Source organism: Verrucomicrobiota bacterium (genome assembly GCA_016871495.1).
Taxonomy (GTDB): Bacteria; Verrucomicrobiota; Verrucomicrobiia; order Limisphaerales; family VHDF01; genus VHDF01.
This window is the reverse complement of record VHDF01000050.1, coordinates 17,264-31,905: the sequence shown is the minus strand read 5'-3', so window position 1 is coordinate 31,905 and position 14,642 is coordinate 17,264. Positions and strand designations below refer to the sequence as shown.

General features: G+C 57.5%; 14 protein-coding genes. 4 read left to right on the top strand and 10 right to left on the bottom strand.

The window, feature by feature from the left end:
- Positions 1-136: 136 nt before the first annotated feature.
- The 6 genes from FJ404_12065 to FJ404_12040 form a co-directional block, all read right to left on the bottom strand.
- Positions 137-862, bottom strand: a complete 726-nt coding sequence (locus FJ404_12065; protein ID MBM3823601.1) for a JAB domain-containing protein — start codon at positions 860-862, stop codon at positions 137-139.
- 5 nt (positions 863-867) lie between these two features.
- Positions 868-2,166 (bottom strand): GTPase HflX, encoded by a 1,299-nt coding sequence (gene hflX, locus FJ404_12060; GenBank protein MBM3823600.1) that lies wholly within the window; start codon positions 2,164-2,166, stop codon positions 868-870.
- The gene (miaA, locus tag FJ404_12055; protein MBM3823599.1) at positions 2,141-3,088 is read right to left on the bottom strand and encodes a tRNA (adenosine(37)-N6)-dimethylallyltransferase MiaA; all 948 of its coding nucleotides are present in this window, start codon (positions 3,086-3,088) and stop codon (positions 2,141-2,143) included. The genes hflX and miaA overlap by 26 nt, the downstream gene beginning before the upstream one ends.
- Before the next feature lie 21 nt (positions 3,089-3,109).
- Positions 3,110-3,628, bottom strand: coding sequence for a signal peptidase II (gene lspA, locus FJ404_12050; GenBank protein ID MBM3823598.1), 519 nt, complete (start codon positions 3,626-3,628; stop codon positions 3,110-3,112).
- Positions 3,629-3,695: 67 nt separating this feature from the next.
- Positions 3,696-4,802 (bottom strand): DNA polymerase III subunit beta, encoded by a 1,107-nt coding sequence (gene dnaN, locus FJ404_12045; GenBank protein MBM3823597.1) that lies wholly within the window; start codon positions 4,800-4,802, stop codon positions 3,696-3,698.
- 173 nt (positions 4,803-4,975) lie between these two features.
- Complete coding sequence (locus tag FJ404_12040) at positions 4,976-6,181, bottom strand: cysteine desulfurase (protein ID MBM3823596.1); 1,206 nt, start codon at positions 6,179-6,181, stop codon at positions 4,976-4,978.
- A gap of 138 nt (positions 6,182-6,319) precedes the next feature.
- Here FJ404_12040 and FJ404_12035 point away from each other — a divergent pair, with 138 nt between their 5' ends.
- Entirely contained in the window at positions 6,320-7,000 is a 681-nt protein-coding gene (locus FJ404_12035) for an RDD family protein (protein MBM3823595.1), read from the top strand.
- 43 nt (positions 7,001-7,043) lie between these two features.
- Here the strand turns inward: FJ404_12035 and FJ404_12030 are convergent, their stop codons facing one another.
- Positions 7,044-7,427, bottom strand: a complete 384-nt coding sequence (locus FJ404_12030; protein ID MBM3823594.1) for a hypothetical protein — start codon at positions 7,425-7,427, stop codon at positions 7,044-7,046.
- An 11-nt stretch (positions 7,428-7,438) separates the two neighbouring features.
- Positions 7,439-8,053: a LysM peptidoglycan-binding domain-containing protein gene (locus FJ404_12025; GenBank protein ID MBM3823593.1), complete on the bottom strand. Its 615-nt coding sequence runs from the start codon at positions 8,051-8,053 to the stop codon at positions 7,439-7,441.
- Between the two features lie 219 nt (positions 8,054-8,272).
- Between FJ404_12025 and FJ404_12020 the strand changes: the two genes are divergently transcribed.
- Genes FJ404_12020 through mnmG form a run of 3 tightly spaced genes read left to right on the top strand, consistent with a single transcriptional unit; the run spans position 8,273 to position 12,048 of the window.
- On the top strand, positions 8,273-8,506 hold the full coding sequence (locus FJ404_12020; GenBank protein MBM3823592.1) for a hypothetical protein: 234 nt from the start codon (positions 8,273-8,275) through the stop codon (positions 8,504-8,506).
- A gap of 36 nt (positions 8,507-8,542) precedes the next feature.
- Complete coding sequence (locus FJ404_12015; protein MBM3823591.1) at positions 8,543-10,141, top strand: glucose-6-phosphate isomerase; 1,599 nt, start codon at positions 8,543-8,545, stop codon at positions 10,139-10,141.
- A 14-nt stretch (positions 10,142-10,155) separates the two neighbouring features.
- Entirely contained in the window at positions 10,156-12,048 is a 1,893-nt protein-coding gene (gene mnmG / locus FJ404_12010) for a tRNA uridine-5-carboxymethylaminomethyl(34) synthesis enzyme MnmG (protein ID MBM3823590.1), read from the top strand.
- 82 nt (positions 12,049-12,130) lie between these two features.
- On the opposite strand, the gene FJ404_12005 is transcribed toward mnmG, so the two are convergent.
- Positions 12,131-13,126 (bottom strand): ATP-binding cassette domain-containing protein, encoded by a 996-nt coding sequence (locus tag FJ404_12005; GenBank protein MBM3823589.1) that lies wholly within the window; start codon positions 13,124-13,126, stop codon positions 12,131-12,133.
- A 39-nt stretch (positions 13,127-13,165) separates the two neighbouring features.
- Positions 13,166-14,554: a chromosomal replication initiator protein DnaA gene (gene dnaA / locus FJ404_12000; protein ID MBM3823588.1), complete on the bottom strand. Its 1,389-nt coding sequence runs from the start codon at positions 14,552-14,554 to the stop codon at positions 13,166-13,168.
- Positions 14,555-14,642 lie beyond the last annotated feature (88 nt).

Genomic DNA, 14,642 nt, shown 5'->3' with positions numbered 1-14,642 from the left:
ATCCACCTCCCCATCGATCACACAATGAGGCCCGACCACCGCGCCGGATCCGAGCCGGGCACGGACATCGATCACAGCGGTGGGATGAATCTGCGGTGGCTGCACGCGGCGAGCGTGCCAAAATCAACCGCCAACTTCACGCATAGAAATAGCCGAGCTCCCGCAGCGAAATCCAATCCCTCGCCTTGCCTTCGGTCCGCCGCCCCAGAATCACATGGTCCAGCACCTCGATCTTCAGCAATTGCCCCGCCCGGATCAAATCCCGCGTCACCCGGATGTCCGCCTCGGACGGCGTCGGATCCCCGCTCGGATGATTGTGCACCAGCACGACCGCCGAGGCCTGGGCCAGGATGGCCGCCCGAAAGACTTCGCGCGGATGAACGAGGATGGTATCCAAAGTGCCCTGCGATATTTTTTCCACGCGGATCAGCCGCCGCCTCGTATTCAACATCACGATCTGGAAATGCTCCACCTCGTAACCGCGATTCTCCTCCCGCAGCCAGTCCGCAATGCTGGCCGGCGTGTCCAGCAACGGCGGTTCACCGCCCTGCTCTTGGACCAGCCGGCGGGCCAGGGTGAAAGCGCTTTTCAGGGCCACCGCTTTGTCCCGCCCGATTCCGCGAACCGATTGCAAATCCTCCAGCGACGACCGGGCCAGGGCGTCCAACGTGCCGAACTTGACCAGCAGCGCGTCACCCAGTTGCACAGCCGACTGGCCCCGCAAGCCCGTGCGAAGCAAAATCGCCAGCAACTCCGAGTTCCTCAGGGCATCGGAGCCCAATCGCGCCAGCCTTTCCCGCGGACGTTCGCCGTCCGGTAAATCCTTGATGCGCGGATTCTCGCCCCCCTCCTTGAGCGACATCGTCTTCACGGGCCTTTCGCCAAACCAGCCTTCGTCTCGAACTTCTCGAACTCCGCCCGGCAATGCGGGGGGATATAGACTCGCAACACCGTGTGGTCCCCGTCGTATCGGCTTTCCACCACTTGTCCAATCGCATGAGCGCGCGCAATCACCGCCGATTGCTGCGGGGGAATCCGCAATTCCAATTCATCCCGCACCGGTCTCAGCCGGCGCCCGACCTCCGCCAGCAAATCGTCGAATCCTTCGCCCGTGCGCGCCGAAACCCTCGCCGCGTCGGGATACAATTCCTTCAGCCGCTCGTCCACCCCGCTCCCGCCCAGCCGGTCGATCTTGTTGAACACGATCAGCGCCGGCTTCTCCGCCGCGCCAATTTCCTTCAACACCGCGCCCACCGCGATCGCCTGTTCGACCGCCTGCGGATGGCTCGCGTCCAACACGTGCAACAACAAATCCGCCTGAACCACTTCCTCCAGGGTGGCCCGAAACGATTCCACCAGGCGATGCGGCAATTTCCGGATGAAACCCACCGTGTCGGACAGCAGGACGTTTTGGTTCGTCGGGAGCCGGAGTCTCCGCGTGGTGGGATCCAGCGTCGCAAACAGCTTGTCTTCCGCCAGCACGGCCGCGCCCGTGAGCGCGTTCAACAGCGTTGATTTTCCCGCGTTGGTGTAACCGACGATGGAGGCCAGCGGCCACTGATGGCGCTGGCGTCCTGCTCGCTGGGTGGTCCGTTGCTGGCGCACTTGGTCGAGCTCCACTTCCAGCCGTTCGATGCGCTGCTGCACCTTCCGTCGGTCCGTCTCCAACTGCGTCTCTCCATCGCCGCGCATCCCAATGCCCCCCTTCTGCCGGGAAAGATGGCTCCAATACCGTGTCAGCCGCGGCAGCAAATGCTGGAGCTGCGCCAATTCCACCTGCAACTTGCCTTCCCGCGTGCGCGCCCTCCGCGCAAAAATATCCAGAATCAGAGCCGTTCGATCGAGCACTTTGCAGTCGAACACTTTCTCCAAATTCCGGCTCTGCGCGGGGCTCAGTTCATCGTCGAAAATCACCGTGTCCACCTGCCCCTCGCGACATCGCCCGGCAAATTCCTCCGCTTTTCCAGGCCCGATGAAGGTCGCCGCCACCGGGGCTTCCAAGCGTTGAGAGCCGTCTCCCACGACCTCCGCCCCGGCGCTCCGGGCCAGTTCCGCCAGTTCGTCCATCGAATCGCGAATCTCCCAGGAAGGACGGGATTTCAACTCCGCACCCACCAGGAAAACGCGCTCCGCGTGCTGCTCAAAGGTGTTGACTAAGGCTTTCATGACGATGCTTGGAACCCAGCCTCCATTTCGCAGCCATTCTCGAGGCGATTTCGCGGGCCGTCAATCCGCTTTCCCAGTCGATCCATTCCAGTCCGGCCATGGCCCGGAACCATGTCATCTGCCGCTTCGCAAATTGCCGGGTCCGAAGCGCCACATCCGCCTCCATCTCCGTCGCCTTCTTTCCAGCCGCCTTCATTTCCAAAACCTGGCGGTAGCCCAACGCTTGTCGCGCCGTCGCGCTTTGCAAAAGACCCGATCCCGCCAATCGCTCGACCTCCTCCACCAAGCCGGCCTTGAACATCTCGCGAACTCGATGCTCGATCCGCTGGACCAACTCCTCACGCGTTCGCCGCAGCCCCACCGCCACGACGTTCGCCACAGAACACGCGCCCCAGGCGGAGCGGCTTTCGGACACTTTCTTGCCGCTCAACCGCAGCATTTCCACCGCGCGAACAACCCGCCGCCGGTTGCTTCTGTCCAGCACTCGCCACAAGGCCTCGTCCCGGGCGCGAACTTCCTCCAACAACGCCTCAATTGTTTGCTCCTCAAGCTCCCGCCGCAGTTTTTCATCGGGAGCCGGACCCGCGCCAATCCCGTGACTCATCGCCTTGAAGTAAAGCCCCGTCCCGCCGCAATAGACGGGCGTCTTGTTTCGCGACCGCACCTCCCTTTCCGCCTGCGCCGCGCTCTCCAGGAAATCCGCCACCGTAAAAGTTCCCGGCAAATCCACCACGTCGAGCAAATGATGCCTCACCCGTTCTCGCTCCTTCGCGGTGGGCTTGGCCGTTCCAATGTCCATGCCTCGATAAACCTGCATGGAATCCACGGAAATGATCTCTCCTTCGATTTCCTCCGCCAATTGCAAAGCCACCAGGCTCTTGCCGACAGCCGTCGGACCGCAGATCCAAAGCGCTGGAACCATGGTGTTTCCGCGCCAGAATCATCAGCCGGAACGTTCCGGCTTGGCTTCGTCCTGACCTGAAGCCGCCAGCGTGGCTTTGTCTCGCTCCTCCTCTTTGCGCCACGACATCCAGAGCAGCAAGACCACACCCGCCGTGATGGTGGCGTCGGCGACGTTGAATGCTGGAAAACCCACCTCGCCTCCCCCGCGCCGTTCCGCGTAAAAATAAATGAAATCGATGACGTGATCGACGCGAAACCGATCGATCACATTGCCGGCAATACCCCCAAACAACAACCCCAGCGCGATGCGCCCCATCCTCGTGTGGGCGTCAAAATAATGGCGAAAATAAAACAAGGCCACCAGCGAAACGATGGAGATCGTGGCCAGCCAGTCATTCTTTCCGGTAAACAAACTCCAAGCGGCGCCCGTGTTCTGCCAATGAACCAGCCGAAAAAAACCGGGCACAATCTCCAATTCCTCCCCGTTCCTCAGCAGCCGCGTCGCCCATACCTTGGTCGCTTGATCCAGGATCAGGGTGAACGCCGACAATCCCAGCATCCACCCCAACGGATGCTCGCCCTCCTCGACTGCGGCGTTCGAACTCACCAGGCTCTCAACGGGCTCCCTACGTCATCCGCATCGGCATGATGACATAGAGAAATGGACCCCGAATCTTGACGACGCCAGGGCTTAGCTCGTCGGTCAACTCGAGAAAAATCTCCTCGTCTTCCAACGCCCTCAACGGATCCAGCAAAAACGTCGGATTGAACGCGATGGCAAACTCTTTGCCTTCATACTGAATGGCAATCGATTCCCGCGACTCCCCGATCTCAGGCGTGTTGGCTGTGATGGCCAGATTGTTCAACGAAAACGCGAGCTTCACCGAATTGGATTTGTCACTGGTCATCAACTGCGCCCTCCGCAACGCCTGCGCCAGCTCCTCGCGGGCGAAGCGGATTCTCTCCTTCGCCTCACTCGGAATGACCTGCCGGTAGTTCGGATAGTTTCCCTCGACCAGCCGCGTAATCAGCATCACCTCGAATCCTTTCTCGTCGAGGATCCGAAACGCTGCCTGATTCTCCCTCACCTGGATCTCCACCTGCCCCGTCGGCTGCAATAACCGGCTCAACTCGTTGATCGCCTTGATCGGCAGAATCATATCCACCGCATCCCCGCTCACATCCACTTCCTCATCGGTCAAAGCCAGGCGCCTCCCGTCCGTAGCCACCATGGTCAGCTTCTGATCACGCAAACTGCAATAGATCCCGTTCAGGACAAACCGCGTCTCATCTGTGGAAACCGCGAAGGAAGTCTTCTTCAACATCGACTTGAGACGGTCCGACACCAGCGACAGTTTCGTCCTCCCCACGAAAGGCTGAATCGGCGGAAATTCCTCGGCGGCCAAGCCATGAATCTTGAAAAGCGTGGCGCCGGATCGAACCACCGCGACATGCTTCTCATCCGACTCCAAATCCACGTCCCCTGGCGGCAGTTCCCTCACAATGCCGAACAACCTCTTCACGGGAAGGGTAAGATCACCATCCTCACCAATATCCGCCGGCAACGAACAAGCCAGTGAGACATCCATGTCGGTTGCCTTGAATTCCAAAATCCCGTCGTGCGCTCGCAATAACACGTTGGAAAGCACCGGCAGGGTCGTCCGTGTTCCAACGATGTTTTGCACCGTCTGTAACCCCGCCATGAGTTGATCTTTGCCAATCGCCAGTTTCATTGTCGTGAGTTAATACTGATTTGGAAATTCAGAAAGCAAAGTCTTCTTATTAAGGGCGGTGAATAAAGCAGACAAGGTTCGTAGTCAAGACAGGGACAACACGTTGCGAGTAAAAGCAGTGCTGAAAAACTTCGGAGCTTTGGGGGTTGGGAGTCCCTCTTGTTCGCCATGACCTAGTTCTCCGTTTCCGGTTCGCCGACGATTCGCGCCTTGTTCACCACGTTTTCCCGGCGTCCCGATCGGACTTGTTCCACCATTCGGGGAAGTCTGTCCGCCAACCGATGGATCTCATCCGCAGCCGTGTCTCGACCCCAGGAGAAGCGGACCAAAGCATTGGCAAGTTCAGATTCAACCCCCATCGCTTTCAAAACGTGCGAAGGGGTCAGCGATCCGGCGGAACAGGCGGAGCCACTGGAAGCACAAAATCCTTCCAAATCCAGGGCCGCCAACAGCGCCAGACTGTCTGTCCCACTCGCCGAGAAGGATAAAGTATTGGAGAGAAAGCCTGAACTCGGGGTCCAAACACGGACTTCGAGAATCTGATCCAAACAGGATCGCAGAATCGCTTGGAAATGAGCGTTCCTGGAGTTCTGGAACACGGGTGGCGTCCAGAATTTCTCCATCGCCGTCAGAAGCCCCCAGACGGACGCGAGGTTTTCCGTACCCGCCCGCAACTCGTTTTCTTGAGGCCCCCCCATCTGGGTGGGACAAGGATGAAACGGAGAACGCACGTAAAGCGCGCCCACTCCCTTCGGGCCATGAAATTTATGCGCGCAAACCGACACCAGATCCGCCCCGAACTGGGTCATCGATGCAAAGGGTTCCTTCCCAAAATATTGAACCGCGTCGGTGTGAAACAGCACCCCTGCCGCGCGGCAAATGGCTGCCACCTCTGACACGGGCTGCAAAACACCCGTCTCGTTGTTGGCCGCCATTAACGATACCAGGATGGTGTTGGGCCGGAGGGCGCCTTGCACATGCCTCGGCGCAACCCGGCCCCAGCCATCCACCGGTAGCCAAGTCACCTCGAAACCCTCCTGCTGTTCCAGATTCCGGAAACTCTCGAGAACCGCCGGATGCTCGGTCGGACTCGTGACCAGATGATTCCCGCGAGCTTTCAATTTTCGGGCGGTTCCCAAAACAGCCAGATTATTGCTCTCCGTGCCACCCGAGGTGAATACCACTTCATGCGGCTTGCATTTCCACAGCTCGGCCGTTCGCGTCCGCGCTTCGTCCAGCCAGCCGCGCGCCAGCCTCCCGATGGAGTGGATGCTGGAGGGATTGCCGTAGTGATCGGTCCAAAAGGGCAACATGGACTGCAACACGTCCGGATCGATCGCGGTTGTCGCGTTGTAATCGAGATAGGAAGCCTGTGGCACGCGCGCCACGATAATTTGAAACCGAGCCGGTGGGAAGAAGACGATCGTCGGAATGCATTCCAACTTCCAGCCCGCGTTTTTCGTTGTGTTGACTCCAAGTTGGAGCAAGCCTCCCCCCCGCGAATCGCGGAAACACCTATGGTTTACGCCTATAAGATCATCGGTGGCGACGGCAAGGAATACGGCCCCGTCGCCTTCGAGGAATTGCAAAGCTGGATTCAGGAGGGACGCGTGGCCTCCAACACCATGGTCTGGCGCGATGACCGCGCCGCCTGGCAAGCGGCCGCGAAATGGGAGGAAGTGGCCGCTCTCCTCAGCCCCTTGACGCCCCCCCCGCCTGCTCCTTCAACGCAAGCGGAACTGGAGCCTGTCGGGTTCTGGGCGCGCCTGGGAGCCTACCTCATCGACGTGCTCCTCCTCGCCGCGACCATGGCCTTGTTCACCTGGCCCTGGCGGCAGGACATCGCCGCGGTTCACAAGGCCCTGGAAAGTGCGCTGACCCAAGCCGACCTCTCCACCCTCATGGACGCGATGCTGAAATCGCTGGTGCTGCTCACCGTGCAGATGACCGTCCACTTTCTCTATTTCACCGGCCTGAACGGATGGCTGGGCGCCACGGTCGGCAAGCTTATTCTGGGCGCGCGGATCGTGCGGCTGGATGGCGGGCCGCTCGGATTCAACCAGGCAGCACTCCGCTACGTGTGCGAAACGGTTTGTTACCTTAGTTTCTTTGTCGGATACATCCTCATCGGAATACGCGAGGACAAGCGTGGACTGCACGACCTGCTCGCGCGAACGAAAGTCGTTTTCAAACGGTAGGATCGATTCAGGCGGATCCTGCCCGAACGCGGACGCCGGACGCTTACTCCACGCGCTGCCCCATCCACAGGGCCAGGATGGGCATCACCACCCCGAGGATCAAGGCTGCCAGAACCGGCCACCGTGAGGCGCCCGCTTTCAACGCGAGCGCGATGCCCAAACCCACCGTCAACAAAACCGCCACGGACATGACAACCACCAGGGCCTCGAAAAATTTGGTCGAATACGACGTGGCTTTGGCCGAGGGATACACCCGATCCTTGTGAACCGAGGCCAGCTTCTCCACCCATGAATCCGCTTCCGCCAGGCTCTTGTTTCGGTTGGTGTTGAAGGTTTGATACCAGCCCGTCGCCACGTAAAAGACGAGCAAGGGCGCAAAGAAGCACCCCAGATAAAGATGCACCCGCCGGGCCAGTTTCCAGTTCATGCGACGGCGGCCTATTTGTTCGGATCGGGGATGAAAATCTTTTGCCCTTCAAGCAACCGGTTCGGATTCATGCTTGGATTGGCTTCCTCCACCATCTTCCTCGTCACTTTGATTCCTTTCTGGCGGTAGGCTTGCAGGATCAGCGACAAGTTCTGATCTTTCTCGACCACATGATAGTAGCCTTTTTCAATCCGTGGTTTGTCCGTGCTCCTGTCCTCCCCTCGATCCACCGCCTTGACGTGTGTGGGCGTGACCGGCGGGGGAACCACCACCGGCGTCTTGGCCAGTTTTTGAATCTCCTCCAGAATCAACCGGCGGTCCGCCTCCCGTTTCTGGTCGATGTCCTGCACTTGCAGCGCCAATCGCCGCAAATCCTCCTTCGCCGCGTAGCTCGTGTTGGGCTTCATGGACTCCTCGCGCAGAGCGCGCAGTTCATCGGTCAACACGTTGATCTTTTTCTGCAAGAGCATCTGGGTGTTCAACACGTCTTCCAACGTGCTCGACAACCGCCGGTAACGTTCCTCCGCTTCCTGTCGTTCGGGCGTGTTCGCCTGGCCCGACACGGTCTGGGAAATGCCTCCCGCCCACAGCACCGCGAACACAACCCACGCAAGCTTTTTTCTCATGAGCGCAAGATAAATTTCCACCGCCTTTCCCGCAAGTTGCAAAAGGCGGCGCCTTCCCTTGCGCCGCCATTCTACCCCTGGTCGCCCACGCAACGAATCGTTTGCAAACCTTCACCGTAACGCGCTCCGACGCACGACCTCCCCAGCCATCCAGCTTCTCTTCGGGCGTTCGCGAGCCTTGGACAGCCTTTGTCCAACCCCAAGGCCTAGACTCGGGGCGTGAAAATCAAATCGACGATCCCGACCCCCGACCCCCTCGTTCAACCCGAGTTCATGATCCGCACCGATCCTGCCGGACCCGTGCGTTTTCCTCGCAGCCAGCGTTTGACCGCGAGCCATGCGGGATGGTGGTTTCGACGCATGCACAAGGTCGTCGACGCCGCGCCCCCCGCCTTGGCTGATTCCGCACGACCGCGCCAGGACTGGCTGCAGCTCGGAATGTCCACTTCCTGATTTGCCTTGCCCGGCAAATCGCCGCAAGGTTCGGACATGAAGACTGCCAATCTCTCTTGGGCCCGATTCCAGCGCCGGTATTTCGAGTTTCCCAGCCTCGAGCTGTCACTCGACCTCAGTCGAATGAGCTTCGGAGAGGATTATCTGGGGCTCATGGCCAAACCCATGAGAGGTGTCTTTGCCGCCATGAAAAAGCTGGAGGCTGGCGCCCTCGCGAATCCCGATGAAAAGCGTCAAGTGGGGCACTATTGGCTCCGAGCCCCCAGCTTGGCGCCCACTCCGGACCAGAGCCGTGCCATCACCCAAACCCTTGCCTCCATCAAAAAGTTTGCCGCCAAAGTCCACGATGGAACTTTGCGAGGACAGAAGGGAACTTACAGCCATTTCCTGATCATCGGAATCGGCGGATCGGCATTGGGTCCTCAGTTTGTCGCCCATGCGCTCGGCGAAACCCACCTTGATCGGTTAGAACCGTGCTTCTTGGACAATACCGACCCCGACGGCATGGATCGGGTTCTTCGCGGAAAGCTTCGGGGGAAGCTTGGCCGCACGCTGGCCATTACGATTTCCAAGTCTGGAGGCACGAAAGAGACTCGCAACGGAATGTTGGAAACCCAGGCGGCTTACCAACGTGCAAAACTTGAGTTCGCCAAGCACGCCGTGGCGATTACTCAGGAAGGGAGCCAACTCGATCGGTTGGCGTCTCAAGAAGGCTGGCTGGCTCGATTTCCAATGTGGGATTGGGTCGGCGGAAGAACGAGCGAAACATCCGCTGTAGGGCTTATTCCAGCCGCATTGCAAGGCTTCGATATCGATAATCTTCTCCAAGGCGCGGCCATGATGGATGAAGCAACTCGAGTGCAGGAGGTGACCAAAAACCCTGCGGCCTTGCTGGCTTTGTCCTGGTTTTTTGCATGCGAAGGACGAGGAGCCAAAGATATGGTGATCCTGCCTTACAAGGATCGTCTGGAGCTGCTTTCCAAGTATCTTCAACAGCTCATCATGGAATCCTTGGGAAAAGAGCTGGACCGCGAGGGACGCGTTGTCAAACAGGGCATCGCCGTCTATGGGAACAAAGGATCTACGGATCAACATTCTTACGTACAACAACTTAGAGAAGGCGTGGCCAATTTTTTCGCGACCTTCATTGAGGTCCTTAAACACCGGGATGGCCCATCTGATATCTGGGACCGATCCGCTACCTCAGGTGATTACCTCATGGGCTATCTCCTCGGCACAAGACAAGCACTTTACGAAAAGAATCGTGATTCGATAACGATAACGATTGATCGTGTTAGCCCACAATCCATTGGTGCAATGATCGCCCTCTTCGAACGAGCAGTGGGTTTCTATGCCGAGCTAGTCGGGATCAACGCTTATCATCAACCGGGGGTTGAGGCGGGCAAGAAGGCGGCAGAATCCATTCTGGACCTGCAAGAAATGATCATTCGTTACCTCAAAACTTGCCCGGGTTCACCCGCCAGTGTCGAGGACATCGCAGAAGGGATCGATGCCCCCTCGCGACACGAGGAGATTTTCAAAATCCTTCAACACCTTACTTTGGGTAATAATCCTGAAACTATCCTTACAGATTCAGGAATGTCACCATTTTTGAGGACATACTCGGCAAAATAGTTGTTTGGGTCGAGATGTTTAGCTATCCCAAAGAATACGACGTGATCGTGGTCGGAGCCGGCCACGCAGGGGTGGAAGCCGCATTGGCCGCGGCACGCATGGGCTGTGCTACGCTGCTCCTGACGACAAACTTGGACACCATCGGGCAAATGTCCTGCAATCCCGCCATTGGGGGCTTGGCAAAAGGCCACTTGGTTCGCGAGATTGATGCTCTTGGTGGCGAGATGGGGATCAATACCGACTTGACGGGCATTCAGTTTAGAATGCTCAACACCAAGAAAGGACCTTCCGTCTGGGCCCCCCGCGCGCAATCGGACAAGAAAGCCTACCAATTCCGGCTCAAGTGGGTTTGTGAACGCCAAATAAACCTCGACATCAAACAAGGGCTGACCACGGGAATCCTTTGCCGAGATCAGGTCGTCTACGGCGTCGAAACTGCGTTGGAGGTTCGATTTTTAGCTAAGACAGTCGTCATCACGACCGGTACATTTCTTCGCGGACTGATGCATATAGGGTCCAATCAACAGTCCGGAGGCCGTGCTGGTGAAGCTGCGGCCACCGGGCTCTCCGGTTCCCTTGCCGCCATCGGACTGGAGTTGGGTCGGCTCAAGACGGGCACTCCACCCAGACTTGTGCGTAACTCCATCGACTTCGACAGGATGGAGCGTCAACCCGGCGATACACCTGTTCCTTACTTTTCGTACTGGAAAGAGGAATTGTTTCACGTGGAACAATCCCTGGAATCGAGCACGCTCATTCCCTCATTCCCGCCCGATTCCGTTTTGGCTCGCTACGGAGGACAAAGGGACTGCCACATTACCTACACCACGGACAAAACAGCCGAGATGATCCGGTGCAATTTGCACAAATCCCCGATGTATTCGGGGGTTATCGAAGGGGTTGGACCTCGCTATTGCCCTTCCATTGAGGATAAAATCGTCAGGTTCTCCGACAAAGAGAGGCATCAGATCTTCCTCGAACCCGAGGGAATTCATACCGACGAATTTTACGTCAATGGATTCTCAACCTGTTTGCCGTTTGAGGTTCAGGTCGAGCTGGTTCGAACCATTGTTGGTTGTGAACGTGCTGAGATCCTGCGCCCGGCCTATGCCGTCGAGTATGACTTTGCCAATCCCACGCAGCTCGGTCATTCCTTGGAAACGAAATGTTGCCATAACCTCTTTTTGGCAGGGCAAATCAATGGAACCTCCGGATACGAAGAAGCGGCGGCCCAAGGGATCATCGCCGGCATCAATGCCGCCCGCCTCGCTCAGGAGCGCAGCCCTTTCATCCTTCGTCGTGATCAAGCCTACATCGGAGTCTTGATCGACGATCTCATCAGCAAAGGAACTTCTGAACCGTATCGCATGTTCACTTCGCGGGCCGAGTTCAGACTGCTCTTGCGCCAGGACAACGCCGACCTTCGGCTTTCTGAGCTGGGAGCCGAGATCGGACTTCTCGCGAATCGCCGGATCGAGCGAACTCGGAAGAAACAACGGCTGATTCAGCAGGAAATTGCGCGCTTGGACTCCATCCGCCTCGGAACACTGCCGCTCAGCCAATGGCTCAAGCGCCCGGAAGTCAGCTATGCGCAATTAGAAGGGAAGGATGCGACCCTTTCCGCAGAAATCGCGGAACAGGTGGAAATCATGATCAAATACGCGGGATACATCGAGCGACAACAAGACGAGGTGCGCCGATTTCGAACTTTGGAGGACAAGCAGATTCCATCGTCGTTCGATTATGCATCCATTCCCAGTATGCGGACGGAATCCCGCCAAAAGTTGGCGAGGTACCGCCCAGAAACCATCGGCCAGGCCAGCCGCATTTCTGGAATCTCACCTTCCGACATCAGCCTGATTCTCGTTCACTTGAAACGCGCTGGTTCAACTGGAGAGGTCTCTTGATCCGGGTTGATCCTGCCCCAACCCCAAGCAAACCTCGAAGCCTCCTCCTCATGTTCCACGTGGAACAGCACTTCCGCTGGACTTAAGATGGGTTTCGATTCCGCGAAAAGACCTCCCTAATCACTTCTTCAATGGGTGGATCCTCAATATCAATGTCCAGGACGCCCTCTTCCTCGAGTAATTCCTTGGCGATCGCGATCGCATTCTCCTTCGGAACCTTGATCTGAAAAAGCGTGGATTGATCTTCCAGCACCTTGCCTTGGACCGAGAACCGTTGGGATAGTCTTCCCGTGTTCCCTCCGCGCAGATGCAAGGTCAGTATTTTCTCGGCCGAGAATCGATGCAGGATTTCCTCCAAAGGACCATCGAAGAACAGGCTTCCATGATCAATGACGATCACGCGCGGACATAGTTCGCGGATGTCGTCCATGTAATGACTGGTCAGCATGATGGTGGTTTTTTTCGACGAATTATGGTTCTTCAGAAAATCACGGACCGCTTTCTGAGAGACCACGTCGAGTCCAATCGTCGGTTCATCGAGGAAAAGAAGCCTTGGTTCGTGGAGCAATGCGGCAATGAGCTCCAACTTCATCCGTTCACCGAGTGAAAGTTCCCGCACCATGGTTGCGAGTTGCTTGGTCACCCCCAGCATCTCGCTCAACTCCAAGACCCGTCGCCGCGCCAAAGTCCAATCCAACCCGTAAATCTTGGCGTTGAGCTCAAACGAATCCTCAGCAGGCAGATCCCACCACAGTTGGTTCTTTTGACCGAGAAGCAACGCGAACTGCCGTCGATAAGCCTCCTTGCGCTCCCAGGGAACGTAACCCATCACCCGCGCATCTCCCGAGGTCGGATGTAACAACCCCGCCAACATCTTCAACGCGGTCGTTTTTCCGGCCCCGTTCGGACCCAGAAATCCTACAAATTCACCCTCTTCGATCTCAAATGTAACATCTTTAACAGCAACATGTTCCGTGGTTTCACGATGGAACAGGCTGCGCACTGCACCTGAGAATCCCGGGACTCGTTTGTAAGACCGAAAGACCTTGGTCAGGCGCTCGACCTTGATAACAGGCATTTCGACTTTGAAGACAACTCGGTCACCCGGCTGCGAGCCTCACCTCTGCAGCTGCTTCTCCAGGTAACCGACGACTTGGCGCACGTTGGGATCGACCTCCATGCGGTCCTTGATCAGACGGCATGCATGCATCACCGTGCCGTGATCGCGTCCACCAAAGGCGTCCCCGATGGTGTTGAGCGAGTTTTCAGTCAGTTCACGGGCCAGGAACATTGCGATTTGCCTGGGAAACACGATGTTTTCGGGACGCCGCTTGCTGGTCATGTCCGAAATCCGAAGGTCAAAATGCTCGGCGACCTTGCGTTGGATCAGCTCGATCGTAATCACCCGTTTCCCTTCCTCGTTCAGAACTTCCCGCAGGAGCCCCTCCACGACATCCAAAGCGAGCGGCTTTCCGATGAGTGACGCATAGGAAGCGACACGGATCAGCGCGCCCTCGAGCCGGCGCACATTGGTCCGAATGCGTTGAGCCAGGAAGGACAGAATTTCCTCGGAAACCGGCGAACCGAGCGAGAGCGCTTTCTTGCGGAGAATGGCGAGCCTGGTCTCCACGTCCGGAGGTTGCATATCGGTGGAAAGCCCCCATTCAAATCGAGAAACCAAGCGCTGCTCCAGATGCTGAATCTCGCTCGCGGGCCGATCGCAGGTGAGAACGATCTGCTTGTGCGCCTCGTGCAAAGCATTGAACGTATGGAAGAACTCCTCCTGGATGCGCTCCTTCCCGGCCAGGAACTGAATATCGTCGATGAGAAGGACATCGGTCTGGCGGTACCGCTTGCGGAACTTGATCAGCTGATTGTTCTGAATGCCGTCAATGTACTCGTTTGTGAACTTCTCTGAAGAAACATAGGCCACGCGCGCATTGCGCTTCTGGCCCAGAACATAATGTCCAATCGCATGAAGCAGATGCGTCTTGCCCAATCCCACCCCGCCATAAAGAAAGAGAGGATTATAGGATTTCCCGGGCGATTGCGCCACCGCCTGGGCCGCCGCGTGGGCGAAACTGTTGTTATTGCCCACCACGAAGGTTTCAAAGGTGTTGTTGGGATTGAGGACGAAGTCGTGCGGGGAGCCGTCCAAATCTCGTCGATTGGCGGACGGGCTTGTGATCCGGCGGACGCTGGATTCCGGGCGGGACGCAAGCGAGGGGCTCGTGGAAACTTCCGCGACTGGGGTGGAACTGGCGATGCGAAAAGCGACGCGCATCGGCTGGCCGGCGGTATGCGTGACCACCTCCTGCAATAGCCCCAAGTAATTATCTTTGATCCACACTTCACAAAAGTCGTTGGCCACTTCCAAAGTCAGCAAGTTCGCTTGGAGGGTGTGTGGGCGGATGGAAGAAAACCACAGATGATAGATCTCGGAGCTGAGCAGAGTCTGAAGCACTTGCTTGGCCGAATTCCAAAGTCCCTCCGCTGAATCGGGCACTTTCAGCGGGTCTCCACTTGAAGAGTTTGTTGGCTTATTCACTTGTCAAATCCACAGCCCAAAATTGCGGTTTTCCAGTTGTTTTCGA